Origin of the sequence: Pseudomonas sp. RC10-4-2, assembly GCF_050433085.1 — a bacterium.
GTDB lineage: Bacteria > Pseudomonadota > Gammaproteobacteria > Pseudomonadales > Pseudomonadaceae > Pseudomonas > Pseudomonas aeruginosa.
In genome coordinates, this window is the sequence record NZ_JBNPXX010000006.1 from 171,443 (window position 1) to 195,767 (window position 24,325).

General features: G+C 60.9%; 29 protein-coding genes. 6 read left to right on the forward strand and 23 right to left on the reverse strand.

Annotated elements, in window-relative coordinates; genetic code table 11:
• Positions 1-8 precede the first annotated feature (8 nt).
• The 8 genes from pilP to topA all read right to left on the reverse strand — a co-directional run bounded on the left by pilP (position 9) and on the right by topA (position 12,000).
• Complete coding sequence (gene pilP, locus FHW81_RS24565; RefSeq protein ID WP_023119720.1) at positions 9-542, reverse strand: type IV pilus biogenesis protein PilP; 534 nt, start codon at positions 540-542, stop codon at positions 9-11.
• Complete coding sequence (pilO2, locus tag FHW81_RS24570; RefSeq protein WP_089030133.1) at positions 532-1,857, reverse strand: type 4b pilus protein PilO2; 1,326 nt, start codon at positions 1,855-1,857, stop codon at positions 532-534. The genes pilP and pilO2 overlap by 11 nt, the downstream gene beginning before the upstream one ends.
• A 3-nt stretch (positions 1,858-1,860) precedes the next feature.
• A complete protein-coding gene (locus tag FHW81_RS24575; RefSeq protein ID WP_020751093.1) occupies positions 1,861-3,570 on the reverse strand; it encodes a PilN family type IVB pilus formation outer membrane protein in 1,710 nt (569 codons plus the stop codon).
• Positions 3,570-4,694 (reverse strand): TcpQ domain-containing protein, encoded by a 1,125-nt coding sequence (locus FHW81_RS24580; protein ID WP_089030132.1) that lies wholly within the window; start codon positions 4,692-4,694, stop codon positions 3,570-3,572. Before FHW81_RS24580 ends, FHW81_RS24575 begins: the two co-directional genes overlap by 1 nt.
• 86 nt (positions 4,695-4,780) lie before the next feature.
• Complete coding sequence (locus FHW81_RS24585) at positions 4,781-6,754, reverse strand: DEAD/DEAH box helicase (protein WP_089030131.1); 1,974 nt, start codon at positions 6,752-6,754, stop codon at positions 4,781-4,783.
• Positions 6,751-8,640 (reverse strand): hypothetical protein, encoded by a 1,890-nt coding sequence (locus FHW81_RS24590; protein ID WP_031654200.1) that lies wholly within the window; start codon positions 8,638-8,640, stop codon positions 6,751-6,753. Before FHW81_RS24590 ends, FHW81_RS24585 begins: the two co-directional genes overlap by 4 nt.
• Positions 8,641-9,320: 680 nt before the next feature.
• Positions 9,321-10,067 carry a hypothetical protein gene (locus FHW81_RS24595; protein WP_228381725.1) on the reverse strand — a complete coding sequence of 249 codons (747 nt, stop codon included), beginning with the start codon at positions 10,065-10,067 and terminating at the stop codon, positions 9,321-9,323.
• 13 nt (positions 10,068-10,080) lie between these two features.
• Positions 10,081-12,000: a type I DNA topoisomerase gene (topA, locus tag FHW81_RS24600; RefSeq protein ID WP_023119716.1), complete on the reverse strand. Its 1,920-nt coding sequence runs from the start codon at positions 11,998-12,000 to the stop codon at positions 10,081-10,083.
• Between the two features lie 317 nt (positions 12,001-12,317).
• Between topA and vapB the strand changes: the two genes are divergently transcribed.
• Genes vapB through FHW81_RS24620 form a run of 4 tightly spaced genes read left to right on the forward strand, consistent with a single transcriptional unit; the run spans position 12,318 to position 13,403 of the window.
• Positions 12,318-12,548, forward strand: a complete 231-nt coding sequence (vapB, locus tag FHW81_RS24605) for a type II toxin-antitoxin system VapB family antitoxin (RefSeq protein ID WP_031628173.1) — start codon at positions 12,318-12,320, stop codon at positions 12,546-12,548.
• Entirely contained in the window at positions 12,548-12,958 is a 411-nt protein-coding gene (gene vapC / locus FHW81_RS24610) for a type II toxin-antitoxin system tRNA(fMet)-specific endonuclease VapC (RefSeq protein ID WP_003134109.1), read from the forward strand. Before vapB ends, vapC begins: the two co-directional genes overlap by 1 nt.
• A gap of 15 nt (positions 12,959-12,973) precedes the next feature.
• Positions 12,974-13,171, forward strand: a complete 198-nt coding sequence (locus tag FHW81_RS24615; protein ID WP_023104169.1) for a hypothetical protein — start codon at positions 12,974-12,976, stop codon at positions 13,169-13,171.
• 13 nt (positions 13,172-13,184) lie between these two features.
• A complete protein-coding gene (locus tag FHW81_RS24620; protein WP_023104170.1) occupies positions 13,185-13,403 on the forward strand; it encodes a hypothetical protein in 219 nt (72 codons plus the stop codon).
• Between the two features lie 65 nt (positions 13,404-13,468).
• Here FHW81_RS24620 and crpP read toward each other — a convergent pair whose 3' ends face one another.
• From crpP to FHW81_RS24645, 5 genes are all read right to left on the reverse strand, one after another.
• Complete coding sequence (gene crpP, locus FHW81_RS24625; protein ID WP_079391506.1) at positions 13,469-13,666, reverse strand: ICE-associated protein CrpP; 198 nt, start codon at positions 13,664-13,666, stop codon at positions 13,469-13,471.
• Positions 13,667-13,846: 180 nt separating this feature from the next.
• Positions 13,847-14,041: a hypothetical protein gene (locus FHW81_RS24630; RefSeq protein WP_034063955.1), complete on the reverse strand. Its 195-nt coding sequence runs from the start codon at positions 14,039-14,041 to the stop codon at positions 13,847-13,849.
• A gap of 103 nt (positions 14,042-14,144) precedes the next feature.
• Complete coding sequence (locus tag FHW81_RS24635) at positions 14,145-14,633, reverse strand: single-stranded DNA-binding protein (RefSeq protein WP_023104171.1); 489 nt, start codon at positions 14,631-14,633, stop codon at positions 14,145-14,147.
• 13 nt (positions 14,634-14,646) lie between these two features.
• Positions 14,647-15,180 (reverse strand): DUF3158 family protein, encoded by a 534-nt coding sequence (locus tag FHW81_RS24640; RefSeq protein WP_023104172.1) that lies wholly within the window; start codon positions 15,178-15,180, stop codon positions 14,647-14,649.
• Between the two features lie 5 nt (positions 15,181-15,185).
• Positions 15,186-15,914 (reverse strand): PFL_4669 family integrating conjugative element protein, encoded by a 729-nt coding sequence (locus FHW81_RS24645; protein WP_089030130.1) that lies wholly within the window; start codon positions 15,912-15,914, stop codon positions 15,186-15,188.
• A gap of 198 nt (positions 15,915-16,112) precedes the next feature.
• Between FHW81_RS24645 and FHW81_RS24650 the strand changes: the two genes are divergently transcribed.
• Positions 16,113-16,469 (forward strand): hypothetical protein, encoded by a 357-nt coding sequence (locus tag FHW81_RS24650; protein WP_217941763.1) that lies wholly within the window; start codon positions 16,113-16,115, stop codon positions 16,467-16,469.
• Between the two features lie 65 nt (positions 16,470-16,534).
• Here FHW81_RS24650 and FHW81_RS24655 read toward each other — a convergent pair whose 3' ends face one another.
• From FHW81_RS24655 to FHW81_RS24700, 10 genes are read right to left on the reverse strand one after another with little or no spacing between them, the layout of a single operon-like run.
• Positions 16,535-17,860, reverse strand: coding sequence for an STY4528 family pathogenicity island replication protein (locus FHW81_RS24655; RefSeq protein WP_034063948.1), 1,326 nt, complete (start codon positions 17,858-17,860; stop codon positions 16,535-16,537).
• 2 nt (positions 17,861-17,862) lie between these two features.
• On the reverse strand, positions 17,863-18,618 hold the full coding sequence (locus FHW81_RS24660; protein WP_034063945.1) for a DUF2857 domain-containing protein: 756 nt from the start codon (positions 18,616-18,618) through the stop codon (positions 17,863-17,865).
• 27 nt (positions 18,619-18,645) lie between these two features.
• Positions 18,646-20,382 (reverse strand): ParB family protein, encoded by a 1,737-nt coding sequence (locus FHW81_RS24665; RefSeq protein WP_089030128.1) that lies wholly within the window; start codon positions 20,380-20,382, stop codon positions 18,646-18,648.
• Positions 20,379-20,627, reverse strand: a complete 249-nt coding sequence (locus tag FHW81_RS24670; RefSeq protein WP_019396767.1) for an Arc family DNA-binding protein — start codon at positions 20,625-20,627, stop codon at positions 20,379-20,381. Before FHW81_RS24670 ends, FHW81_RS24665 begins: the two co-directional genes overlap by 4 nt.
• 2 nt (positions 20,628-20,629) lie before the next feature.
• Positions 20,630-21,646 carry a nucleoid-associated protein YejK gene (gene yejK / locus FHW81_RS24675; RefSeq protein WP_425213070.1) on the reverse strand — a complete coding sequence of 339 codons (1,017 nt, stop codon included), beginning with the start codon at positions 21,644-21,646 and terminating at the stop codon, positions 20,630-20,632.
• Entirely contained in the window at positions 21,646-21,879 is a 234-nt protein-coding gene (locus FHW81_RS24680) for a hypothetical protein (RefSeq protein ID WP_003103841.1), read from the reverse strand. Before FHW81_RS24680 ends, yejK begins: the two co-directional genes overlap by 1 nt.
• Entirely contained in the window at positions 21,872-22,366 is a 495-nt protein-coding gene (locus FHW81_RS24685; RefSeq protein ID WP_126587553.1) for a hypothetical protein, read from the reverse strand. Before FHW81_RS24685 ends, FHW81_RS24680 begins: the two co-directional genes overlap by 8 nt.
• Positions 22,359-22,616, reverse strand: coding sequence for a hypothetical protein (locus FHW81_RS24690; protein WP_049305835.1), 258 nt, complete (start codon positions 22,614-22,616; stop codon positions 22,359-22,361). Before FHW81_RS24690 ends, FHW81_RS24685 begins: the two co-directional genes overlap by 8 nt.
• Positions 22,613-23,140, reverse strand: coding sequence for a hypothetical protein (locus FHW81_RS24695; RefSeq protein WP_089030097.1), 528 nt, complete (start codon positions 23,138-23,140; stop codon positions 22,613-22,615). Before FHW81_RS24695 ends, FHW81_RS24690 begins: the two co-directional genes overlap by 4 nt.
• Positions 23,130-23,315 carry a hypothetical protein gene (locus FHW81_RS24700; RefSeq protein WP_089030096.1) on the reverse strand — a complete coding sequence of 62 codons (186 nt, stop codon included), beginning with the start codon at positions 23,313-23,315 and terminating at the stop codon, positions 23,130-23,132. The genes FHW81_RS24695 and FHW81_RS24700 overlap by 11 nt, the downstream gene beginning before the upstream one ends.
• A gap of 177 nt (positions 23,316-23,492) precedes the next feature.
• On the opposite strand from FHW81_RS24700, the gene FHW81_RS24705 reads away from it, so the two are divergent.
• Complete coding sequence (locus FHW81_RS24705; protein WP_003117028.1) at positions 23,493-23,939, forward strand: hypothetical protein; 447 nt, start codon at positions 23,493-23,495, stop codon at positions 23,937-23,939.
• Positions 23,940-24,325: the final 386 nt, after the last annotated feature.

Here is a 24,325-nt window from a genome sequence, read left to right on the forward strand (position 1 = left end):
GGCGGTGCCTACTGAATGAACGGCTGCGGTACAGCCCCGGGCAGCGCCGGCGGAACCGAGGCGCCTTGGGCCGTAGAGGAGGCTTGGGAGGGGGCAACGCTGGAGAAGCCCACGGGCACGCGGTTGCCGTCCTTGTCGGTGAGCACGACCTGGTCCAGCGAGATTGACTCGACGCGGTAGTTGCCCGGCAGCTCCGCGCCGCTGGCGGCGTCAACCTCGTACCCGCCCGGGAACAAGAACGTGGCAGTCATCTTGCCGCCGGCGCCGTAGATGGTCCGCACCACTGGCGGAACCGGCTGCGTGATCGTCGGCGCCGCCGCCGGCACCGGCATGGCGAATGTCTGCCCCTGGGCGCTGACGACCTGGCCGGTTTCGCCTTTGCCTTCCAATTGCCGCTGCGCCGTGGCCAGGCGCACCTTGGCCTCGGTGAGGATGGCCTGGGCCTGGATCTCCGCAAGTTCGCCAACGGTGCCAGCGCAGGCCTGGCCGGACGCGAGGAGGAAGAGCACGGCCACGGCCATGCCGATCGGCTCAGTTCGCATAGATTTCTCCTGTGACAGTCCAGTCCAACCGGCTGTCCTTGAGCGTGGTTTCGAGGTTGGTGATGCGGACACCGGCAGCGTTCAGCCCCTGGAAGGTCAGGTCTGCCGGGAGCCGGGTCTGGGCGCTGAAGGTGAATTTTTTCCAGGAAGGCAACACAACTTGCTGTTCAGTCGCAGCTTCCGCGCCAGGGAGGGGCGGAGTTGTTTCCTGGCTGATCGACAGCTTGGGCTCGACCCCTTGACGGTACAGGTGGCTGGTCAGCGCCTGCAGAACGTCGTCCGCCGGCAGTAGCGGCTCATCACTGCCGATGGCGACCTTCAGATCGACCTTCAGGGCCGCGGTGTTGCCGTTGTCGATGACGAAGGCGGGGCGGTCGGCGAACAGGTGCTGGCTGGCCGCTGTCAGGTCGGCTGCCGTGCTGTTGCCGGTACGGTGGTAGGTGGCGACCAGGACCCTGCCGTCGCACTTGCTGGATTCGAAGAGCCAGCCCTGGATCGACAGCGACAGTACCCCCGTTGCCTTGCTACAGGCGCGTAGCATGTCCTCGAGGTCAGGCATGAGCGTCCAAGGCTTCTGTAATGACGCCAGGTCCAGCGGCTGCTTGGCCTGGGCGTTCTTCTCGGCCAGCTCGGCGAGGCGCCTCTGCTCCTCGAGGAGCGCGGCTTGCCTGGCGAGCTCTTCCTGGTGGGCATTCCATAGGTAGTAGGCGGTTAGCGACCCACCTACCACGCAACCGAGCAGGGCCACTGCCGTCCACTCCCTGGCGGACAAGCCGAAGGTGAGTTGCCGGAGGCGGTAGTCGCGCCGCAGGCGCTTCGGCGCGAGCAGTTCCTCGATGTCGAAGTCCTTGACGGGGAAATCGAACCCTTCGGGAACGAAGACCTGTGCGTTTCGCAGCACGCCGCGCGTAGAGAGCTTCCTGACCCGGTCCCGGGCCTCGTCGAGGCTGGTGACCACATCCTGCCCGGGGACAATCGCGCCATCGAGCGTGGCGACCAGCGCGTAGCGGTCCTCCTCGACTTTCCAGCAGGCCAGGAAGTCGCCGTCGAACTGGCCTGAAAGCGCCGAGGCCAGGGAGTACATGCCCTTGACTGCGCCTTGCGACTTCGAAACGAAGCCGGCCTGGATCACCGTCGGCGAATGGCGGATGGCAACGATGTCCAGATGCTCTTCCTTGCCCAGCTTGCGCGCTTCCTTCATGTACTGCCGCTGGCTGGACAGCGGCCGCCAGAACAGGCCGCTGACGAACTTGTTGCCGTGGTAGCTCAGGATCGAGACGTCTGGTCCACGGCTGCCGAGGTCAGGCTTCTCCATGGTTCAGCCCAGCACGACGGGGGTGATCAGCACCACGATGACCTCGCGCTTGGTATTGCGGGTCAGCCCGCCGCCAAGCCCGAAGAACCCAGCGTCGCCGGTGCCGACCTTGTTGGTGTCCTCGGTGGTCTGGTCGAAGCCGGAGAGTACCAAGGTCTCGCCGCTGCGCAGGCGTACCTTCTGGTCGAACAGTTGTATGTCGTAGCTCGGGAACTGGGCTTTGGAGTCCCCGCTGGTCTGCATTTCGAACGTCGGCCGGGAGGTCATGTTGATGTTGATCTTCAGCAGCATCTCGCCGCTTTCCATCACGAACGGCAGCAGGCTCATGTTGTAGCCGCTGGTCACGGCGCCCGGGATCAGCGAGGTGGTACTGCCGACCTGGGCGACGTTGGAGATCTGGCTGGAGGCCAGGTAGCTGTCGTAGCGGCCGATCTGGATCGGCGCCGACTGGAGGTTGAGCGTGGTCACGGACGGGGAGCGGACAGTCGAAACGCGGCCCTGCTGGGCCAGCGCCTGGACCATGGCTTTGGAGCCAGCCCAGGCGCTGTTGGCGGTATCCAGGATGCTCACGGAGCCGGAGATCGCACTTTGGTCGATGCCCGGCATGGTGTTCTTCAGGCCGATGCCCCACTTGTTGTTGAGCGACTTGTAGACCAGGTTCCAGTCGATCCCCAGTTGATCCTTGTCGGTGAGGGCGACCGAGAGCACGTTGACGTTCAGCAGCACCTGCTTGGTGATGCTCTCGTTCTCCCGGTTGACCAGCTGCTGGACACGGTTGAGGACCTCTGGACGGTCGGTGACGGTCAGGGTGCCCGTGGCACGCGACAGCGACATGCGTCCCATGCTCGGCGTCAGCATCGAGTTGATGCTGTTCTCGATGTCGCTGAGGATCGATGTCTTCAGCTCCGAGCTGGTGGTCTGCTTGCTGCCGGAGTCGCCGCTGATGCCGGAGCTGCCATTCTGTCCGGTGGATCCGGAGCCGTCCCCGCTGATGCCGGCGGCCGTCGTCATACCGGAACGCACGGTAGAGTCCACCGTGTTGACGTCGTCGAAGGCGTAGATGCGGAAGGTCCGCGTGTCCAGGTAGTAGAACTCGACCCGTTTCTCGGTTGGGTTGTAGCGCCAGGACACGCCAGCGCGGGCGGCGATGAGATCGAGGAACCCGCTGACTTTGCCGTTCCATTTGATGTTGTACAGAGACCGCGGGCCGTAGGACCCGAAGCTCGACCCCATGCTGCCGCCGGCACCGAGCGACATGCCGTTGGCGACGGAGGCAGGAAACAGCATGGTGGCCATGTCCTGGCCGCCTTGGATGGGCGGCGGGGCGTTGCTCGCGCGCTGCTGAGGTTGTAGAGCGAAGGCGGCCGGGTTCAGCGCGTCGGGCGTGATACTGACCGCCATGTGGCATTGGTTGATGACTTCCTGGGCGGCCTCCTGCAGCGACGCTGCGCCTGCAGGGCGCCACGTCACGATGCAGTCACTGGACAAGGTGTGCGAAACGCTTAGGGGTTTCGTGCTGACCCAGGGTTTGTCGGAGAACACCACCGTATCGCGCCGATCCGGTCGGGTGTTGCGCACCTGGGCGGCGATCGATGACGCGGAGTCTGCCGTGGCTTCGACACGATCAGCCGACTCGTTCACCCGCGTGACTGAGCAACTGGCCAGTGCGGGGATCAGGAGGCAAGGCAAGAGGTTCTTCAGGGGGGCACGCATCAGTTCTTGCGCTCCTTGATGATGATCAGGGACTGCGGGCGGCTGGCGTTCACCAGGAAGGGCCGTTCGGCAGCGTCATACAGTGGGAACAGCTCGGATACCGCGTCCTCGAAGGAGCCGTGGAAGGTCAGGGGAGCTTCGATCGGATAGTTGAGATCCTGCGGCTCCCAGCGGACGGTCCAGCGTGCGCGCTTTGCCCAAGCTTCCAAGGTGTCGCGCAGGGTTGATCCCGTCTCGGCTGACCAGGCCTGTGCCAGCGGCCGGCTCGGTTCCGTCGGCGTGAGCACCTTGACCGGTGGGGCGGAAGCCATGGTGGGTGGAGTGGGCGGCGTGGACTTCACGGCGGAGGCCGCAGGCTTGGTCGGTGCCGAAGCCGCGGGAGGAGAAGAGGGGTGGCCATCCTTGGCCGGTGCGGCTGGGGGGAGCACAGTGGTGGATTCAGGCTTCTTGGCCGGAGCGGGGCTGGTTGTGATCGGCGCTGGTGTCGGCACCGAGGCGACCACGACGGGCGACTCCAGCGTGCTGACTTTTTCCGTGGAGGAGGGTTGCGCTACCGCCGCCGGAGTTGGGGCAGCGGGCTTCGCATACAGTTGCTGGACCGGTTTCGGCCTCGGCGCCGGGGGAAGTTGATAGCCCGGGCGCAGCACGAAGCAGACCTGCCGCGCGACCTCGTCGACCTTAACCTGCCAGGCTGGGCCGGAGAGGACCTGGAGGGTGTTGCGCAGGGTCATCGGGCCGAGCTTGTACTGAGCCGCCGGCAGTGGCCGGGTGTAGAGGATGTTCACATGACCGGCGTCTGCCGGGCACAGCGAGTAGCCCGAGCGGCTCATCACGTACTGCATGGCGTCCTTGACGCTCGGGTTCATGCTCGACGGGATGGTTACGTCGATGATCTGGGCCATCAGGTCGCGTTGACCGGCATCAGGCTGGGTGCTGATCAGGGTGTAGCGCCCGTAGCGCACTACGGGCTCTTTCTCCGGCTGCACACCGTTTGGGTACAGGTCCGGAGAGAGCAGGTCTGGATTGCGGCTGCTGTCGAAGGCTGGCCTGGCCGGCTCGGCCTTGTGGGTCGTGCAGCTGGCGAGCAGCAGGCACAGCGTGAGAGTGGTCAACTGCCTGGTCATTGAGGCCCCCTTTGATGATGGGCACACAGTGGCAGGCCATTCGCCGTGCTTCAGCAGGAAATACTCGGCGGAGGATCAGGGCTTTTTTATCCAGTTAGGCTTGCGGCTAAAAGCGCGCGGTTTCCGTCGACCTGCTCGGGCTCGATGAGATCCTGGGCAACCTGGCGTTTCGCGTTGAGCAGTTGCCACAGTTGCTCGTCGATCGTGGCCTCGACCAGTGGGATTTTCACCACGACCATGCGGAGCTGGCCGTTTCGGTACGCGCGGTCTTCGGCTTGTTCCTGCTGACCGGGAGTCCAGGGCAGGCCGAGGAAAAACACGTAGTTCGCCGCAGTGAGGTTGTTGCCCGTGCCTGCGGCCGCCGTAGTGCAGATGAACACCCGGCAGTCGGGATCCTGCTGGAAGCGATCGATCGCCTTCTGCCGCTTGGTGAGCGAGTCATTGCCCACCAGCGTGACGCAGCCGAGCCCGGCCTGCTCGCAGAGTTCCTTCAGCGCAGCCACGGTCGGCTTGAACTCGCAGAACAGGATCACCTTGTCCTCTGCGTCGAGCTCGCTTAACAGGTCCATCGCCACGCGCACCTTCACCGTTTCCAGGTAACGCCGCAGCGCGCCGAGTCGCGCGAAGACCGGTCGGTCCTCGAGGCGCAGCACGTCGTATTGCTGGCGTTCCTCGGTGGAGAGGGCCACCTTCAGTAACTGCCGCTGCTTTCCCTTGAGGCTGGGCAGCACGTCTTTGCGCCTGCGCAGCATCCAGTCACCCAGCTCCGCCCGCAGACTCTGGCGGAACTCCGGGTTGCCGGCGAAACGGTCGCAGAACTCTTTCAGCGGCAGTTGGCCGATGGGGTGGCCTGAGAGGCGCAGCAGGGTGTGCAGCTCGGTCTCGCGGTTGAGCACCGGCGTGCCGGTAAGCAGGTAGCGGTTCGGCACTTGGGCGGCAATGTCGAAACCGTACCGCGTGCATTGCGCCGTCGGTTCCTTCATCCGCTGCGCCTCGTCGATGACCATCACGGCGAAGCGCGAAGCGTTGGCAACGAAGGGGCTCAACTGCTCGTAGTTGACGAGGATCCACTGCGCCTCTGGGGTGTCCTGCTGGATGGCCACGGTGGCCGAGGGATAGACCTCCTGGATCTCCCGCTGCCAATTGATCAGCAGGGTGGCCAGGGTGATGACCAGAATTGGTCTGCCCGCCGCGCGGATCGAAGCGGCAATGACCGCCTGGCGGGTCTTGCCCAGTCCCATGTCGTCGGCCAGTAAGGCGCTGGTCCTCTGCAGCAGATGAGCGATACCGTCAGGCTGGTGGGCCAGTAGTGAGTAGCCCTGAAGCGCCGCCTCGATATCAGCCGAGCTGTACTCGGTGCGCTCGATCTCCGGCACCGCGGCGAGGTAGATGTCAGAGGCTGACTCGTCCTCCTGGGATCGCGCTGCCGGTTCCTGCTGTGGACCGCCGATGCTCATGCTGGGCAGCTCGGTCGACGGCGCGAAGCTGCCGTCGCTGAGCAGCTCCTGGACAGTATCCAGAATCTCGAATTGTTCCTCGACGAGGCCAAGCTCCAGGATCAGGTTGCTGCGAAGCAGCTCAGGTGTGGCGTCGATGCGCCAGGAGCTCGATGGGCGCAGGAACACCCCGCGCATCCGCCGAGCCACCGCCACCACACCGGGATGGAACTCGCCTGACAGTAGGACGCCTCCCTCGGCCAGGGGCGCGATGCGCATCAGCATCCCCCAGGTGAAGGCCTGTCGGTCAAGCGAGGCCTGCGCGGATTCGACCAAGGAGCTGAACTCCCGCCAGGACTGGGAGTGAAGGCCTCCAGCGAGCTCGGCGAGACGGTTGTACAGAGTGTCCAGTTCAGGCAGCAGTTTGCCCTTGGGGACCCGCCAGTAGCGGTGCAAAGGATGCTCCCGGGCGCTGATGAAGAAGCCGGACAGCTCCAGCAGCGCGCGGTTGCTGCCTGCGATGTAGGGGATCTTCAAGCCAAAGTCGTAGCCGTCGAAGATAGCTCGCTGCAGAAGCGTCGAAGGTGTCGCGGAGGTACGGTTAATCAGGCGTGGACGGTTCATCGGTCTTCCAACCGAGTGAGCAGCCACTTCGCCGTGGCTTCGGCGAGGCCCGCCTTCCAGCGACCATTGGCGAAGCGCGTCATGTGGACGGTCATGTCGGGCCAGTTCAGGTTCGTCGCTATGGCTCCAGAGCGAATTCGTTCCATGAACCAGCGGTATGCCTGGCCGGCAGGCGAGTCGGTCGGCACGGGGGAATTATCGAATTCGCGCAGTTGCACCGTGGAAAGGTGCTTGGGACTCCAGGGCCTACCTATAGGCTCGCCATGCTCACGCCTGAGCTCCAATTCGGCAGAGGCCAGCGGACGACCAGCCTCACGTATTGAGAGCAGTCGGCAGTCTCCTCGGTAGGCGGCCTGGTCGTAGCTATCGATGCAATGTGCCAGAGCGATATGTTCGGCATAGAGGTCGGCAGGGCAGCGGAGCTCGACGATCTGCAGGCCATTAGGGCAATCGATAAGGCCGACAGACAGCATTCCCTCCCAGGTGGTGTACTCGTCGGTGTCGACCAGATCGGGCAGGCTGCTCTGCACTGCGGCACGCAGCTCCCTCTGGACCTGGTGGTAGTCGTCCACCAGGTTGCCAGCCTGTCGGTAGGTACAATGACCCAGATACGCTTTCAGGGCGCTGCGCGCCTGCCGAACAACCTGTGAGTTCCCCTGGTCGAGGGCGGAATAGAACTCCTTGATGTCGCTCAGCCGTGCAGTGATTTCAAACCATGCCGGATCCTGCCAATCCGACGGGCAGCCGTTGAAGAGACGGTTGTAGTCGGGCTTGGCGTTGTGAATTTGCCAGGGGATCGCATTGTAGGCGGCATAGAATGCTGTCCATTGAGCGCGAGTGATCGGCCGCCGGTTACCTAGCGATGCAGCCAGTAGGAGAGCATGCCATCCCGAATATCGGCCTTCCCGTTTGCGATGGAAGAGAGCGCCTCCCGCACGGCCGGGACTGACGTGACTAAGAAATCGAATCGAGGCCCGTGGCGCCTGAAATAGCCAGGCGAAAAAGTTGATGACCGAGATCCCTTCGTCCGCGACCTGCCCAAGAATACGGCCCATATCGAGGTAAAAACCGCATGGCATGGCGGCGGCCTGCGGTCGTTCACTATCAATCAGGGAAAAGGGGCAAGGAAGGTAATGGTGGATGCTCTCGCCGTTGTCATTGGTCGTCGTGTGAGGCCAGACTCCCTCCTCGCAATCCACCAGTAGCGGCGTCAAGACCGGCTGAGCCTTCAGCATTTGCAGCCGGCGCACCTGGTTGCCTTGAGCCAGCCAGTTGTAGAGCTGGGGCGAGAGGCACCGAACCGAGCGGATGGCGAACAGCAGGTCTTGGTCCAGGACCTGTCTGAAGGTTCGCAAGACCGCTCCGATCTGCTTCAAGTAGAACTGGTGCCTTGGCGCGTAGTAGCGCTTGTTGCTGTGGCTCGGATACACGAGGCGATGTTGAAGTCCGAGATCGTCCCTGGCCATCTGTGTGGCTAAATCGTGCGCTCGCTTTGTGTATGAGCTGAGTACAGCAACTGCGTCGTCGAACTTCTGAAGGCGCTGTAGCAGCTTCAACGCCCCTGCCGGGGACGGCGTGCTTGCCGGGACACGATGGGCAGGCTTGCACTCCCACGCACCGATCAGTTGACCGTCGAACACCTGGAGTAGTGGCCCTGCACGCATGATGGTGTAACGCACACCGTTGTCAGCAGTGACGGTGATGCACCAGCACCTGGTCGTAGAGGTGCTGCGCAGGTAGTGACGGATGAACTTGGTTCGAGCTGTCCCTGCGAGGGAGAAATGCGTTGCCCAGGTGTTGGCGACGGCGAGCTGCCGCTCGCTGTAGCGGGCCAGGGATGGATCCTGTAGCGGCCCGCTAGGGGAGGCGTTGTCGAGTGGTGCCACGCGCATGCTCCTTTGTAAGCGAGCAGCACTGTGGCTGGTCGGTGTGCTACGGATCGATGGGAAATGTTCGGCCCACGCGAGCTGTATTTCTTTTTTCTAGAAAATTTGGAATATTAAGAAGGCGCTGGGAGTACTAGTTTGTCTCGCCCATATGCGGCATAATAGTTAGGGTTTTGTTAGGGTGGCTGTTCCTGCTTGTAAGATAGGCTGTTGGTTTCAGAATGGTCTGATGGATCTATATGTATATTTCTAGCACTAAAGCATCTATGCAGCACGGGAATGGCTTCGAGATTCTACGTACTCATGTAGAGGGGAAAGAAGTTTCTATACATGTGGCCTGCTCGATTAGCGGAGTGTCCGTGGTGTCGCGTAGTCATCTGCCTGACATGGCTATATGTATTTTACGGGCCGACGAGGTGGAATGTGTTTTGCTGGAAAGTCTCTCTATAGCTGCGGCTGATAATTTCTTGTTGGTCATGTGTGGCGACAATAATATCTACCAAAAGGTACTGTCGATTCTAGGGGCGGCTCCAAGAATTGGATTTTTTATTGCGTAGTTAGTCTTTGATTAAATGTTGTTCTATATGCGTTTGGGGCTTGAGATAGGGGGCGGCTACTGAGGAAAGGTACTGTCAGTGGAATATCCCAAGACGCGAATTGCATGCTTGGAAGGCAGTTGCTCACCCTGAGATAAGTAGTTTCAACCGAGCTTTCCAACCCAATGGTTGTCCCACAGACGGCTTTCCCCGCATGAGGTCGATGAGTTGCTCTCGCGCCTGGGCTTCGTTTAGAGATATTTGCTCCTGGGTTTTGAGGTCCAGCCAATTCAATGTTGTCTGGTAGGTATCCATCTTCCAGCCAGCAGTATCTTCCCGGCCCAACTGCACACGTTCCGGATGAATTTGCACAGGCAGACCCTGTAGCAGGATCTGTTGCCGAAGTTGCCCGTACAGGCGGTAGAAGCTGTCGTTGACCTGGTAGTGGTTGAGCGTCACGTCGTGAAGCTGGCTTTTCTGCTGTTCGGCCAGGAAGAATCGGGCAATACAGGTGCGGTGGTTGCCGTCGGAGCCGACGTAGAAGCTCAAGCCATCGAGCGTGTTGTAGTGGATCGCGGGCCTGCGCTCCGTTGGCTGCAGGTAGTAGCTCGGGTTGTCCAGCAAGGCCTGCAGGTTTCGCTGCATTCGCTTGCCGCCAGTGAGGAAGTCGAGCCAGGACTTTCCTTGGTAATCCCAGTGGTCCGTACCCACGACGCGGAACACATTGATCGATCCCGTCTCGGTCCAGTAGTGGCTTTGAAGGAAGGCGTGCTTTTCCTGAGGGTAGGCTTCCTCCCATGACAGCAGGACTTCAGAGGCCCAAGCTGGCGGTTGCTCGACTTGCCTGCGCACAAAGTCGAAATTGAGGTTCCTGTCGGTGCTGGTTTGCATGTTCATGTATTACCTATAGCCCGCGCGGGTTGTCGAAGTCAGGTTGGCCGTTCTTGGTGGGGTAGCTGACCTTGCACCCTGTGGTGCGAAAGCCGCTGCAACCCCAGAAGTCGAAGCCGCCCTTGCCGGCTTTCTTGCGGTGGACCAGGGGCAGACCGCACTTGCCGCAAAGGAAGTCGCTGGTCGGCGCCGAGGAGATATTGGTGGTGGAGCTTGCGCGTGGTTCGTCCTGTGCGCTGGGGAGCGCGCGGAGTGTCTGCAGCTCTGTCTGTAGTAGCTGGTAGAACTGCTGGACCACGTTCATGTAGGTATCCTCGCTGTTGGCGATCCGGTCCAAGGCGACCTCGAGGTTGCGGGTGAAGTCGAGGCTGAGGAAGCTGAAGTTGTGCTCCAGGAGCGCGATGGTGGCCTCGCCCAGCTCGCCGGGGACCAGGCTTCGCCCCTTCATCTGCACCTGGCCCTTGTCGATGATGTTCTTCACGATCGAGGCGTAGGAGGATGGCCGACCAATCCCGCGGCGCTTCATCTCGCCCACCAGACTGGCGTCGGTGAATCGCTTGGGAGGGGTGGTTTTCTTCTCCAGGATCTCGCCGCTGTAGACCTTGAGTATCTGGCCTGGCTCCAGCGCCGGAATGGGGTTTGAGGGCGTTTCGTTCTTCTGCTCCTCGGCGTCATCGCCCTGCAGCAGTTTTCTCCAACCAGGCACGTTCAACAGCTTCCCTTTGGCGCCGAAGCACAGCGGCTTTTTGTCGGGGCCGACGCCCAGGAGGGTGATGGTTCTCACTGCGTACACGGCAGCTTCGATCTGGCTGGCAAGCGCGCGGACTCGAATGAGCTGGTACAGCGCCTGCTCATCAGCAGTTTCACCGGCGGTAGCGGCCATCCAGTCGGTAGGGGTGATGGCGGGATGGCCTTCCTGGGCGTCTTGGTCCGCTTTGAACATCCGCTGTTGCTCTACACACTTCAGCCCCAATGCCTTGGCGACAGCACGGATATCCGGCATGGAGTCCTTCGAAATATTCGGGTTGTCCGTCCGGTGGTAGGTGATGAGCCCCTGTTCATACAGCCGCTGGGCGATCTTCATCGTCTTGTCGGGTGACCACTTCAGCGCATTCCCGGCGGCCATCTGGAGCGAGGAGGAGATGAAAGGTGGCGGAGGCGTATCGGTTTCTTCGCCATCGATGCAAGTCTCGACGATGACATTACGTGTAGCCCCCACCAGTTCTGCGAGTTGACGATCCTGGAGATACGGGAACTCCTTGCTGGCAAACACGGGCACTGGATCCCATTCCGCCGTCCAGGTACGGCCGTCGCTGGGCGAAACGAAGGTCAGTTCCACCCCGAAGTGTTTGATTGCTGTGAAGGCGCGGATCTCCCGCTCTCGCAGGACCACCAGGTACACCGCGACGGACTGCACGCGCCCGGCGGTGGTTGGCCTACCCATCACGCGCCGCAACTCTGGCGTGACCAGATACCCCACCAGGCGATCGATGACGCGACGGCATTCCTGCGAGGCGACCTTCGGGAGGTCCAGGCGACGCGGCGAGCTGAGTTCGGCGCTGATGCATGACTTGGTGATTTCTTTGAAGGCAACGCGCTTGTAGTTCTTGATCCCGGCAGCCTGGAGGATGTGCCAGCCAATGCTTTCGCCTTCGCGATCCGGGTCGGATGCGACGTAGATCTCCAGAGCTTTCTGCCGCAGCTCCTTCAGCCGTGCGACGGTTTTTTCCTTGCCCGAGAGGATCTGGTAGTGCGGTTTGAAATCCTGGCCCACGCCGACGGTGAGCATCTGCGGATCCTGGCCGTAAACGGGGAGGTCTCTGATGTGGCCGGCTGTCGCCTCGACCTGCCAGGTCACGTCGGGACGAATCGAGGGGAGAAGGGACCTCAGCTTTTTCAGCTTGCCCGGGGCTTCAATGATTACGAGGTGCATCGGCGGAATCTCTCGGAACAGTCGGTTGAACTGTCGCGATCAGAGAGCGGGCCAACAATGCGAAATGGACGGTGCGCTGTTGCAGTTTTCGGGAGGAACTGAAGGGTAAAGTCATCAGAAGTCGAGCTGCTGTTGCTGCTCCTGGGCAACGGGCACACCTGCCTGGACCATTCCAAGACCTAGCTTGGCTTGTGTCAGGACACCATCCGGCGGGCCTTCGAGGTCGCGTTATAAAGCCATTTTCGTATATCCCATTGACATATCCCGAGAGGTGAATACTATGGGATATACGTTTGATATATCCCGTGAGGTGTGTCGTGGAACAAGGTTCTGTTTTTCAGAGCAATCGTAGCCAGGCCGTAAGACTGCCCAAGGCCGTCGCGCTTCCTGATGACGTTAAGCGTGTGGATGTGGTCGCTGTGGGGCGCGCCAGAATCATCACGCCTGCCGGCGAGTCTTGGGATAGCTGGTTCGATAGCGAGGGCGTTACTGCCGACTTTATGGCAGAGCGTGAACAGCCTGCCGATCAGGAGCGCGAGACTTTCTGATGCTCAAGTTCATGCTTGATACCAACATCTGCATCTTCACCATCAAAAACCGCCCGCAAGAGGTGCGCGAGGCGTTCCTGCGCCACCACGACCAGATGTGCATCAGCACCGTGACGCTGATGGAGCTGATCTACGGCGCAGAGAAGTCCTCGAATCCCTCGCGCAATCTTGCGGACGTGGAAGGCTTCGCTGCTCGTCTGGAGGTGCTCAAGTACGACCAGGAAGCTGCCGCCCACACCGGCCAGCTCCGCGCTGAACTGGCCCGCCTCGGCAAGCAAATCGGCCCCTATGACCAGATGATCGCCGGGCACGCCCGCTCTCAGGGCCTGATCGTGGTCACCAATAACCGCCGCGAGTTCGACCGCGTACCCGGCTTGAGAGTTGAGGATTGGGTCACCCCAATCGTGTAGCCGAGGAAAACAGGAGTGGACAAGTTCACAAGCGTTCCCGAGATCGATGGCCTGTTTTGGTACTTCGAGAACGGTGTCTCCGAGCCTTTCCCGGTGCTGATCAACCAGGCGAAGTGGGGAAGGAAATTCAAATCGTTCAACGGCGCTGAGCAGTCTTGGCTCCGTGACGGCGAGTATCTGGTTGGCCCGCAGCCCACTCCGGCTGCTCAGTAACGAGGAAGCCAGCATGGCTACAAAGGATCACGAATTCACAGTAGGCAAAGGACAAACGATCTGGGCCAGAAAGTCCCACTACCCCGACCTAGTGCGTTTAGTTGTTCCGAAGGATCAAGCAGTTGCCCTGGCACATAAGATTCTCCGCGCCTATGAGCTGGCCCGTCCCGAAGACATGTACTTGGATGAAATCCCCCTCTATGGGGAGTTGGAACCCCTGGACGACGAATAAGTAGGACAAATGTCCATCTGCTAGGTCTCGCCGGGAAGAACCGAGGGGAAAAGGGAGCTCAGCTTTCAGAAATCGAGCTGTTGTTGCTGCTCCTGGGCAAACCCTTTCAACCAGGACGCCCGCATCGCAGGATGACTGTAGGGGCAGTCGAACACCTGTAGCCCTTTCCGCGCAGCCTCAGCACCAATAGCCCGTACAGTCCGGTGGGGATCGTTGAAGTGTCGTCTGTCCAGCTTGTCGGTATCGGTCGCTCTCTTTGACACACTGCACCTCGTACTGGTCGAAATTTCCGACGGGCGGCCAAAATTAAGGATGCTGGTTTATCAGCTTTTGCCGGCATAACTGTTCATTGCGGTTGCTCCAGTCGCTGGAATGCTTGTCGAGGCTGCGGGCGGCGAAGAGAGGTTCTTGCCACCTGCAACTTCACGAGTGGGCGCGGAAAATTAAGACCGGCGTTTCACCGTCGCGTCGGCAATGCCTTGGGCCATCCGTATGAAAGCTGCGCGATCTTCTTCCTCCATAAGCGCCATGCACTCCAGAACTGATATCTCGTCGGCGCTGAGGGGCTGCCTGGTCAACGGCTCATCGCGATCCCGAAATGAGCAATGTGAGCCTGCTTGGTCATCTTTGCTGTTCATGGCGGAGTTTCCTGCGGGGGGCTTTGTCGAAGCTGCGGGTGGCGAAGAGTGGTGCTTGCCACCCGCAGCTTCACGAATGGGCGGCCAAAAATTAAGCCACCTGCTACATGGGGATGTCGTCGTCGAAGGCGCTGTCGTAGTCCTGCTGCGAGTGCGCATCTTGCTGAGCAGGTTGCTGAGGCACCTGTCGAGACTGCTGATGTTGAGTCGATTGGCCGTTGGTAGACGGCAACAGGGTGACCTCGGCCAGGCGATGCGGAAGGATGGAAATGCGCGAGGCTTCGACCTTCAGCGCCTGGACTTCTTCGCCTGACTCTTTGTCCGGCCAGCGGTCCATAATGGCCCTGCCTTCGACCTTGACGCGCATACCTTTCGTGAACAGTTCGGCGAAGCGCTGGGCATCCTGATGCCACCATTCGACGCTGCACCAGAAGCCGCCGCGATCCTTGTAGCCACCTTGGCCATCGGGAATCGAGTTGTCGAACATCACGTTCAGTCGCAGCAACTGCCGCGGAGGATTGTTGCCGTTGGGGAAGCTGCGGTGCTCCGGCGCCGAGCCAATGTTGCCTTCCCAGAAGACGGGGGTAGCCATGATGAATCTCCAGTCAGTGGTGGTTGGTGCTCTGCTGCAGTCGGCCCATGAACTCGGCCTCGGCCTGGCCCATCTTTTCCGCGCACTCGGCGGCCTGCTTGCCGATGGAGTGGATCAGGCTGATCTGCATGTTGAGGGTGATGCGCTGCAGTTCCATCTCGTAGAGGTCTTGCAGCAGGTATTCCGGGGTCTTGTCCTGGCGCAGCATTTCCACCCACACCCCGACGCCCATCCGCCGGGTTGCAATGTGCTGCCAGCGAAGAAAGGTTGTGTGGGCGGATGTGCGCTGCTCGATGAGTCGGGTGGGCAGAAGAGTGAAGGGAGGGCGACGAACCTGGGCCAGCAGTCCCTGGGCAAGTTCACGCAATCCCTGCTCCAGGGCTTCGCACTGTTCCGCCAACTGGGCCAGCTCCCTATTACCTTTAAAAGGCTTTAAAAGGCCTTTTAGTGAGGCACTGTGTTGCAGCGCCTGGAAGGCAGTTTGTTGCAGTGGGCGGAAGGCACTTTGTTGCAGAGCGCCTTGCTGGTCCTTATCGAGCTGCCGCATTCCGATCAGTCCTCGAGCCCGACACGGTCAGCGTCATCATCGGCATCACTGTCAGAGCGGCCCCGGGTGATCGGCGGAGCGAAGTTCGAGCGTCGGGTGCCCTCAAGGATTTCCTGCGGGATCTCGCCGAACTTCTCGTACATCTTCCGCGCGGCTTCGGCGCGAGCATTGTTTGCGGCGAAGTCGTCGCGAGTGGCGCCCGAGAACTGGTAGCTCTGGGCCAGACCAAAGAGGCTGCGCAGCACCGACGCACCTTCGTCGAGCCAGACTTCCATGTCGCGGCGACCGACCAGCCCGACGTGCTGGGCCAGCAGGATTCGACGGGCGAGTTCGTCGTAGTTGGTCAGGAGATAGACCGCCTTGAAGCCCAGCGGGTTGGAAATGAACAGGGGGACCTTGACCGGAGTGACCGACAGGTTCTGGGAGATGTCGAGGGTCGCAGGCAGCTTGGCCATGACGTCATCCAGCCGCTGGTCGATGGCCTTGAGCGCGGCTTGGCAGCTCTCGACTTTCTCTTCGATCTGAACCAGCCACCAGTCGGAGTACGGATCGTCCTGTGCTGCCCCGCGGTGCATGCGATTCACGTATGCGCAGAAGCCGCTGAGGCCGAGGATGCTGTGCTTGGCATCCGACTTCTGCCGGCCGGTCCAGATGCGGGCGGCGTGATAGGTGTGAAGCGTCAGGGCGACATCGCTGCGGAGAGAGCCGATCTGAAGCCGATGGGTTTCAGCCATGGTGCAGTGTTCCTTTATAGGGAAGAGGTTCGGCACATCGTGCTGATTGGGGTAGGAGCGCGCAGTAGGAAATACATGGCTCGCCGCTGGGGAATTTCCCCTGGCGACTCGGAGTAAGGCACCCAGCTCGCCGCCGGCGCCGTGGCTTGGTCCTAGCAGAGTGGTGCGGCCCGCACCACCCAGCTCGTCGCCGGTGCCGTGGCTTGGTCCTGGCAGAGTGATTCGGGCCGAATCACCCAGTTCGCCGCCGGCGCCGAGGTCAGGACCTGGCGAAGTGATTCGGGCCGAATCACCCAGTTCGCCGCCGGCGCCGAGGTCAGGACCTGGCGAGGTGATTCGGGCCGAATCACCCAGCTCGCCGCCGGCGCCGAGGTCGTTCCTTGGCAGAGTGTTGCGGGCCGCAACACCCAGTTCGCCGCCGGCGCCGAGGTCGTTCCTTGGCAGAGTGTTGCGGGCCGCAACACCCAGTTCGCCGTCGGCGCCGAAGTCAGTTCCTGGTGGAGTGGTTCCAGTGGAACCAACCAGCTCGCCTTCGGTGCCGAGGTCAGGACCTGACTGAGTGTTTCGGGCCGAAACACCTAGGCCGCTGTGAAAACGCACAACGCCCGGCCGAGACTTTCTCATGGCTCATCACCCCGCTCGGATGGCACGCTCGATCCGTGCCTGGGCCGAATGAGGTCCTTGAGCCGGCTGAGGACCTCGCTCCCTGTCCGGGTATCACCCCGCATTTGAACCTGGTGCTGTTCAGGCGTCGTGGGGCTTGGTGAGGCCGGAGCACGACTGGGGCGTTCCGCTGCTGGGATGGCTCGTTCAGCCGGTTCTTCCGGAGCCCAAGAAGCGTTGAACTTTCCCTGGACTGCACGCTGGATGAGCGTCATGAGGTAGCCGAACGGATTACCGACGGTTCCGCCGGCACATCGGTGCTGCCACTGCTCGATGATGGGTAGCCGAAGATCCTCGGACACCCGTCGGAGCGCGCTTACGGCTTGGATCCGTTGCTCGGCCTCCAGTGCGTGCAAGAGGCCCTGCCAGTTCGGATGGGCTTCCTCGCGTGTTCGCGGTTGTACTGGCTTTTTACATACAGAATCTTGTTTGTATGTATACGTACTATATGAGTTCGGCATCCGAACCAAGGGCGTACTCGGCGGATTCTGTCTGGGTTCGGCATCCGAACTCAGCGGTAAAGCGCATTGCTTGCCGCTGATTTCACTGAGTTCGGCATCCGAACTCGGGGTTGAATGAGGTAGATCGGGCAGAGTTCGGATGCCGAACTCTGCCGCTGGATCCGCTTCGAGCTGACTATCGATAGCCCATTGCTGGTGGTTCAAGCGTCCCTCGAGCTTCTCCAGATGGGTTGGGAGGCGGCGACCAACGTCCGGGTCATCCCTGAACTCCCGCCAGGTGATCTGGCCGATTTCGCGTATGGCTCGGTTGCTGTGGCCGGTGGACTGGCTCAGCAACTGCATGTAGTCGGTGTCCAACTCCAAGGCTTCGGCTGGAGAGACAGGCTCGTCGTGAAGGATGTAGACGTTGCCCTGTACTTGTCCGTTGAGGTCGTTGCGCAGGCGTCGGCCGAGACTGAGCCAGCGTGTCAAACGAAGAACCGTGAGTGCCTTGGCGATGGTTTCGCGCGAGGCAATCTTGCCCGGTTGCATGCCGAGGTAGGGGCGCAACTGCTCGTATGTCGGGAACGCAGTCAGCCCGTCGTCGTTGATGAGCAAGCGGAACACTTGCCAACAGTTCCGCTCCAGCGGGGTGAGGCGTTTATCCAGCAGCAAGCGCCGAGGAACGGTTTCATGCGGGTTGCCGCTGAAAATGATGCCGGAATATTGTTGAGCCAGCGGTTCGCCGCTTTCGGCAGCAAGCCGCTTCTTAAACAAGTGGTCCTCGAGATGTCCCGAAGCCGAGTCCAGCAAGGTCGAAATGGGAAAGCGCGACAGCCTCATTGTCATGGTGTCGTATCGCCATCCGACTGAACCGGGTTGAGGAGTTTCTGCTGCGCAGACTCAATCTCCAGGGCGGGACTCTGTGGCGGGTGAGCCGCAGGCGAGGGGAGGTGAGCGCTGACGCTGGCCAGGTAAATGGTGGTGGGCTTGGCCTGTCCTTTCCTGTTTGGTTGATAGAGGTTGTCTTTCAACCAACTCTGGATGAGAGACCAAACGATGGCGAGGCTGATGAACTCTGGACTGTCTTGTTCGATTCCGGCGTTGATTTCCTCTGTGAGGATCATCGCGATGTCCAGCAACTCCATGCTGTCCTCAAGGCGGACCTGGTTTTCATGCATCAGATGCTCCCAGCGGAACCAAATCTGGCGCTCGATCTGTTCATCGAGCTGCCGCCAGCGACCGCGGCGCGGGTGGATCTCCAGGATCAAGCGCTTGGTGGCGGTGTCCTCCGGCGACAGGCCGAAGAAGCTCTGGATCATCGTGGTGGTGGCTCCTAGCTTCAGTGCGCGCTCGATTTGCAGCTCTTCCTGCGCGCTGCGCTCGGCGGTGGCCAGGATTTTCTCCATGACGTCGATGTTCACTCTGACGTCTACCCAGGAAACCGGGGTATTGGTCAGGATGCTCATGACAGCAGGCTGTTGGAGCTGAGCCAGAATCTCCGGCCGCAGCCCCATCTCGGCACAACGCCTGAGCTGGCCGTTGCGCAGGTGGTTGAGCACCTGGGTCAGCACCGCTTCATTGATCAACGACTTCGACATGTCGATCTCTCCCCAAATCGTGCGAAATCACTGGTCGGTAGCTGCTTGCTCGGAGGCGGCCGGCGGCAGCTCAAGGTCAACCAGACGTCGGGCAAGACGAATGATCCGGAACAGTTTCACCAGGGCTGCGTCATTGAGACGTCCTGCCTGGCTGGCTGGTTGATCGCTTGTGGTGGGTTGACCCAGCAGCAACTGAGCGAAGCCAGCTGAGAACTGGAATTCACCCAGTGCATCGCGGCAGGTCTGTTGATCGTGAGTGTTCAGAACGACTTGGACCTGGCCGCTGAGCGCTTGAAGCAGCGTCATGAGGTGCAGCGCTGAATCAGTAATCTCACGGTCTTCACTGGGCTCGCGATACGTGTAACCCACACCGCCCTGGATCCTGACGATTTCGCCAGGGGCGCCGACGTGCAGAGCGATCTCTTCAGCCAGGTCAGCGATGTGCTGTCGCAGGATCTCGGGGGTATCGATCGACCGCTCGATGTACCAGAGGTCGGTGATCGGGTGCAGACCGCCGACTTGCACTGGGACTGCCTGCAGGGCTGTTTCATCGAAGACAGGTAGATGTTCACCCTCAAGGCCGGCAAGCCGTTGGCGAGTCTGCTGGATCTTGGTCGATACCGGGCTCACGATATGGCCTGCCAAGACCGCTGCACGCTCCTCGTCGGTCAGTTGCTGTTGTTGGACTGGTGGCGGCGGAGCTGGCAGGGTAGATGTACCCGGGGGGCTCTTGGTCTTGGACGTTTGGAGGCCGGTAGCGGGGCTCTGTATTTGTGCTTGCCCAGTAGACGACGCAGCAGGGTTTTCCTGCCCAACTGGTGGAATTTCAGGTGGCCCGGCAGGTGTGGGCAGGTCGACCAGAGTGCTGCGGCGTTGTTCCTGCTGCCCGTTGGTGATCTCGAGCAGGATCTGGTCATAACGCAGGCCCAGGGGTCGCTTCATCTGGTCGATGAGTTCGTCCTGGAAACGCTCGAAAATGAATTCGTCAGGGCTACTGTCGAAGATTGCCAGCGTGTCCTGGAACAGCATCTCGAAGTCGATACCCTCGCCGGAGTAAAGGCGTTTCCAGCAGCTCAGAGAGGCCTTGCGCAGTGAGAGAATGCGAGAAACACGATCAACCCCCAGGCCCGAGTACAGCATGCTTGGTATGGCTGGAAGCAGGAACTCAACGGTATCCAGCATTTTGCTTATGTGGGACTGAGATACTGGGTAGCCATCCGCTTTTAGCCGACGTGCCAGCTCACGCTGGGAAATGCTTTCACCGCCGCTTTCTTGTTCATATAGGACTTTCGCTTTTTTTACTCCGATAGCTCGTTCAATGAACTTGAGGTCACCCTTCAGATCGTTCTCGGCCAAATGACCGGTCAGCGCGATGATTTCGCCGCGCTGCTTGTCCCAGGGCCTGAACAGGCAGTTGAAGCGGAAATAGCGCTTGTCTCCGGTCTCCTTGTAGAGCTCGTTGAGCGCCTCGAGGCGGGTGTTGCCGCCGTTGCGGATCCGGTACTTGTCTTCCCCGGGGCGCCGGGTCACCGGTGGTGGCGTATCGAGGCCTCGGTGCCGGATCGACTCTTTGATCTCGTCGAATTTGGGGTTGCGAGTGGTCCGGGGGTTATCGTGCCAGGGGAGGACCTGGTCGAGCGTCAGGACCATGGGCGTGTCGCTGACCGGGTCCGACAGCTGCTCCAGAACCTTGGGTGGCGCGGTGAAACCTGGGGCAAGTAGCCGGTCTTTCAGATCTTGCGGGTTGATCTTGGCCATACTCATGCCTCCGCCACCTGAGGCGTGTTCGCCGCCGCCAGCTCAGCCTGCAGGCGCTGGTTCTTGGCGAAGAGTTCGTCGACCATTCGGTTTGCTCGCGCGAGTTCTTCTTCGAGCGCGTTGCTGCGCTCCAGTCGGTAGACGATCTCGCTGTTGGCCGAACGGTGGTTATGCGCGGCTTTTTGCTTTAGCTGATCGCGCAAGCCCAAGGGCATACGGACAACGAACTTATCTTCGGTTTCTCGGGCCATGGTCATTCTCCAATTTGGGCCTTGCGCCGCTTGAGCTGGTCGCGGAGTTGAGTGGGGAGGCTGCTGATCTGCAGCGTGTCGCGCTCCTCGTCGTACTCGATCCTGGAGCCCAGCAGGTGCGCCTCGAAGCTGATCGACAGGCCTTCGGCGCGGCCGGTGAAGCGGCGGAACTGGTTGAGGGTGCGCTTGTCCGCCGGGATTTCCGGCGACAGGCCGTAGTCCTTGTTACGGATGTAGTCGTAGAACGCCCGCGGTTGCTGGTCGTCCATCAGTTCCGAAAGCGCGTCGAGGGTCATCGGCTCGCCGATGCGCGCCTGCGAGGTGGCGTAGTCGACCAGCGTCTCGGTCTTCTCGCGGGCCTGTTCCTCGGCCATGTCCTCGCTTTCCACGAAATCGCTGAAGGCTTTCAGCAGGGTGCGCGTCTCGCTCGGCGAATCCACCCCTTCCTGGCAGCCGATGAAGTCGCGGAAATAGTCGGAGACCTTCTTCCCGCCCTTGCCCTTGATGAACGAGATGTACTGCTTCGACTGCTTGTTGTTGCGCCATTCGGAAATGTTGATCCGCGCGGCCAGGTGCAACTGGCCGAGGTCCAGGTGGCGCGACGGGGTGACCTCCAGCGACTCGTTCACCGCCACGCCTTCGCTGTGGTGCAGCAGGGCGATCGCCAGGTAGTCGGTCATGCCTTGCTGGTAGTGGGCGAACAGGACGTGGCCGCCGGTGGAGAGATTGGACTCCTCCATCAGCTTTTGCAGGTGCTCGACCGCTTCGCGGCTGAAGCCGACGAAGTCGCGGTCGCCCTCCAGGTACTCGCCGAGCCAGCCGCTGAACGGGTAGGCCCCGGACTCGCCCTGGAAGAAGCCCCAGGCCTTGTTCTTGGCGTTGTAGCTTTCGTTGAGGTCGGCCAGCAGGTTCTCGATGGCCTGGGAGTCGCCCAGCTCGGCGTCGCGCGCGTGGAGCATGGCCGTGGTGCCGTCGGGCTTCTTCTCGATCAGGTGGACGATGGCGTGTTTGATAGGCATCAGAAAGACTCCTGGTTCAGGGAACGCTGCCTGTCGGCTCGACGGAGCAGGGCGCGGGCATTGAGCTCGCCGCGTGCGTCGCTTGGCGTGGAAGAAATGAAGATCGAGGCGCAGCCGATCTTGCTGAGCTTCAAGTGGCCGCCTGCGGAGCGGTCGACGCTCCAGCCTTCTGCTTGAGCGAAGGCCACCAGCCGGCGAACGCTTTCCCGGGCGCCGCGAAGGAAACTACGCATTCGTGGTCTCCTCGCTGTTGAGCTGCAGCCAGGTCTCCATCTCTGCAAGGGAGCGGGGAAGGTTATCGGTGGCGGCGGCATCCAGGAGACGTTTCACCAGCGCCTGAAGGCTGCGACGATCGCTCTGCCGGCTGCAGGCCAGGTCGTCATGCGCGGAACGCAGCATGCGGACCTCTGTGCGCAGTTGAGTGCATACGTCGTCAGTTGCTACTGGTGCCGTTGACGCGACAGGTGACCACGACCGTGTCCTGAGGCGGTTTTCCCACTCTTCCCTTGCTGCCGAGAAGCGATGGCCACGACCTACACTCCAACCGCTGGTCCAGTAGCGCGACTTTCCGCAGTCAGGGCAGGGCTGTGCGCCGCTGCCATCCAGGTGATAGCCGCAGTTCAGACAGATCCACGAAGGACCTTCACGCAACTTGAGCTCAAGCATCAGCTCGACTTTCTGGAAGTGCTCGAGCGGCCGGTAGGCAGTGACGTCAGGCATCGCGCGCTACCTCCTTGGGATTTCTACAGGACAGCGCCCAGCGGCTCTCGATGCGCTTTTCGTGGTCGCCTGCCTGTGCCGGCATACGGGTGATGTATGCGTTGTCCTCGCCAAACAGTCGTTCGGCAAGGCGGGAGGCTGCCACCTTGTCGCTCCAGGTGCAGGTCGCACGCTGCTTCTGAATGGTATTGGTCCAGAAACCGGCGCCATCGAACTTGACGATGCACTGATAGGTCTGGGACGCCTTCATGACTCGGCCTCCTTGCTGAGTGCATCACCGACCTGAACGGCCACCAGTTCGGGCAACTCCGGTTCATGCCCGGGATAGTTGTTGGCCAACTGATGCAGGAACTCACGCGCACCGTCCTTGCTGCCTGCAATGCGGAACACCGCAGTGAGGTGCTGGGAGTCCTGAGTGCCGCAGCAGAGGTGTGGCACCAAGCTCACCCTTAGCGAGCAGCTGAACAGGTACCGTGGGATCCATACCGACCAGAAGTAGGCCAAGAGCAGTTGCCCCGGAGCGCGCGTAGTGACCACCAGGGTCCCGGCCTGAGTGGTCGAGATCTCGATGTACCCCAGTTCCTCCAGCTCACGAAGCTCTCGCTCCATCGAGCTGGGTGCGACCGTGCTCTCGTCCCGAGAAAGGCGCGAGATCACTTGGCTGAAGGCGTCCAGCTCGATGGGGTTGACCCCAACGTGATTGGCATGAACCACCGCCGAGTCGGTGAACGCGGCCGAGGCGTGGATACTCGGAAAGCGGGCGTCAGTGTTCATCAAAGACAGCCTCCAACTGATGGATGTCGTAGCTCCCGCAGCAGGGGCAGACCAACACCTCGGCTTCTCCTTCTGGGGTGTTCTCGGCGGGGAGAACCTGGCGCACCAAATGGTGTCGGTGGTGCTGGTCACAATTCATGCACTGGTGGGTGACCAGGGGCTGGGAAGTGTTCATGCATGGGCTCCTTGCCGGCGTGGGCCGGCAACTGGCAGCGGAAGATGAGATGAAAAATGAGGTTGCAGGACCGGTAGCGCTGAAGGCGTGACGGTCGCTGCTAGAAGGGAGCCGGACACATCCAGTGGTAAGGTTGGCGTCGCCAAACAAACCCACCCAGACCACAGGAGGTCCGGCATGAAGAACGAATACCGCTTTGGATACGACGAGATGCTTATCCAGATCCAGGCATGCGTTCCTGACTCACAAAAGGGGGACGGATTGCCTATGACGATGGCCAGAGCGCAATGGATAAGCCAAGTCTTTGTGCTGTGTACCCTTGGTAACTCACTGGCACGTGACAAAGGCTGGAGGCTATGGGGAATGGATGCCATTGAGTATGCGCTCATGCGTCGCTACTCCTGGCCACTGGAAACCATTCGGGAGATGCCAATTCGGGATAGGTGGCTAGCACTGCATGAAGAACTGGCGGATTTGCAATGGGATGAAGAGGCTCAGCAGGTATGGCTAGCGAAGATCGAACCAGTGCTGCCAGGCGCACCGGGGACGGACTACGACGTCTGGCGTTCGGATGCGCCAGGATTTCAATTACCCCAAGCTCCTGGCTATCTAGTGGTCCGGTAACGAATGCTTCGGGTCTCGAGCGCTTATCGGGCCAAATCTGTTCGGGGTCGATCCTGACCACCGTGGAAAAGCGATAGCCGTGCTCCTGCCAGTGCAAGACTGCCCCGCACCGGTGACTAATCAATCCCTCCTGCTCGAGCCGCTGAGCTACCCAGCTTGGGCGTAGCCCTCCGTATGGTATGTCCTCACGGCTGTTAAGAACGTACTCGATGACACTGTGGATGAGGGCAGCACTGGGAACAAGTAGGCAGGCATCCAATAGCCAGGCATTGGCGGCGGACCCGTCATACACTCGTCCGTGGTGGCAGAAGTTCTGCAAGGCTTGTATCCATTCGGCGCTCGCTATCGAAAGGAGATTGTTAGCGGGCTGCTGGTCACGCATGACT

Bases quoted from the DNA above. Each gene is read 5' to 3' on its own strand.
- pilP (WP_023119720.1), bottom strand. From the start codon at position 542: ATGCGAACTGAGCCGATCGGCATGGCCGTGGCCGTGCTCTTCCTCCTC.
- pilO2 (WP_089030133.1), bottom strand. From the start codon at position 1,857: ATGGAGAAGCCTGACCTCGGCAGCCGTGGACCAGACGTCTCGATCCTG.
- FHW81_RS24575 (WP_020751093.1), bottom strand. From the start codon at position 3,570: ATGCGTGCCCCCCTGAAGAACCTCTTGCCTTGCCTCCTGATCCCCGCA.
- FHW81_RS24580 (WP_089030132.1), bottom strand. From the start codon at position 4,694: ATGACCAGGCAGTTGACCACTCTCACGCTGTGCCTGCTGCTCGCCAGC.
- FHW81_RS24585 (WP_089030131.1), bottom strand. From the start codon at position 6,754: ATGAACCGTCCACGCCTGATTAACCGTACCTCCGCGACACCTTCGACG.
- FHW81_RS24595 (WP_228381725.1), bottom strand. From the start codon at position 10,067: ATGCAAACCAGCACCGACAGGAACCTCAATTTCGACTTTGTGCGCAGG.
- topA (WP_023119716.1), bottom strand. From the start codon at position 12,000: ATGCACCTCGTAATCATTGAAGCCCCGGGCAAGCTGAAAAAGCTGAGG.
- vapC (WP_003134109.1), top strand. From the start codon at position 12,548: ATGCTCAAGTTCATGCTTGATACCAACATCTGCATCTTCACCATCAAA.
- FHW81_RS24620 (WP_023104170.1), top strand. From the start codon at position 13,185: ATGGCTACAAAGGATCACGAATTCACAGTAGGCAAAGGACAAACGATC.
- FHW81_RS24630 (WP_034063955.1), bottom strand. From the start codon at position 14,041: ATGAACAGCAAAGATGACCAAGCAGGCTCACATTGCTCATTTCGGGAT.
- FHW81_RS24635 (WP_023104171.1), bottom strand. From the start codon at position 14,633: ATGGCTACCCCCGTCTTCTGGGAAGGCAACATTGGCTCGGCGCCGGAG.
- FHW81_RS24640 (WP_023104172.1), bottom strand. From the start codon at position 15,180: ATGCGGCAGCTCGATAAGGACCAGCAAGGCGCTCTGCAACAAAGTGCC.
- FHW81_RS24645 (WP_089030130.1), bottom strand. From the start codon at position 15,914: ATGGCTGAAACCCATCGGCTTCAGATCGGCTCTCTCCGCAGCGATGTC.
- FHW81_RS24655 (WP_034063948.1), bottom strand. From the start codon at position 17,860: ATGAGGCTGTCGCGCTTTCCCATTTCGACCTTGCTGGACTCGGCTTCG.
- FHW81_RS24660 (WP_034063945.1), bottom strand. From the start codon at position 18,618: ATGTCGAAGTCGTTGATCAATGAAGCGGTGCTGACCCAGGTGCTCAAC.
- FHW81_RS24665 (WP_089030128.1), bottom strand. From the start codon at position 20,382: ATGAGTATGGCCAAGATCAACCCGCAAGATCTGAAAGACCGGCTACTT.
- FHW81_RS24670 (WP_019396767.1), bottom strand. From the start codon at position 20,627: ATGGCCCGAGAAACCGAAGATAAGTTCGTTGTCCGTATGCCCTTGGGC.
- yejK (WP_425213070.1), bottom strand. From the start codon at position 21,646: ATGCCTATCAAACACGCCATCGTCCACCTGATCGAGAAGAAGCCCGAC.
- FHW81_RS24680 (WP_003103841.1), bottom strand. From the start codon at position 21,879: ATGCGTAGTTTCCTTCGCGGCGCCCGGGAAAGCGTTCGCCGGCTGGTG.
- FHW81_RS24685 (WP_126587553.1), bottom strand. From the start codon at position 22,366: ATGCCTGACGTCACTGCCTACCGGCCGCTCGAGCACTTCCAGAAAGTC.
- FHW81_RS24690 (WP_049305835.1), bottom strand. From the start codon at position 22,616: ATGAAGGCGTCCCAGACCTATCAGTGCATCGTCAAGTTCGATGGCGCC.
- FHW81_RS24695 (WP_089030097.1), bottom strand. From the start codon at position 23,140: ATGAACACTGACGCCCGCTTTCCGAGTATCCACGCCTCGGCCGCGTTC.
- FHW81_RS24700 (WP_089030096.1), bottom strand. From the start codon at position 23,315: ATGAACACTTCCCAGCCCCTGGTCACCCACCAGTGCATGAATTGTGAC.
- FHW81_RS24705 (WP_003117028.1), top strand. From the start codon at position 23,493: ATGAAGAACGAATACCGCTTTGGATACGACGAGATGCTTATCCAGATC.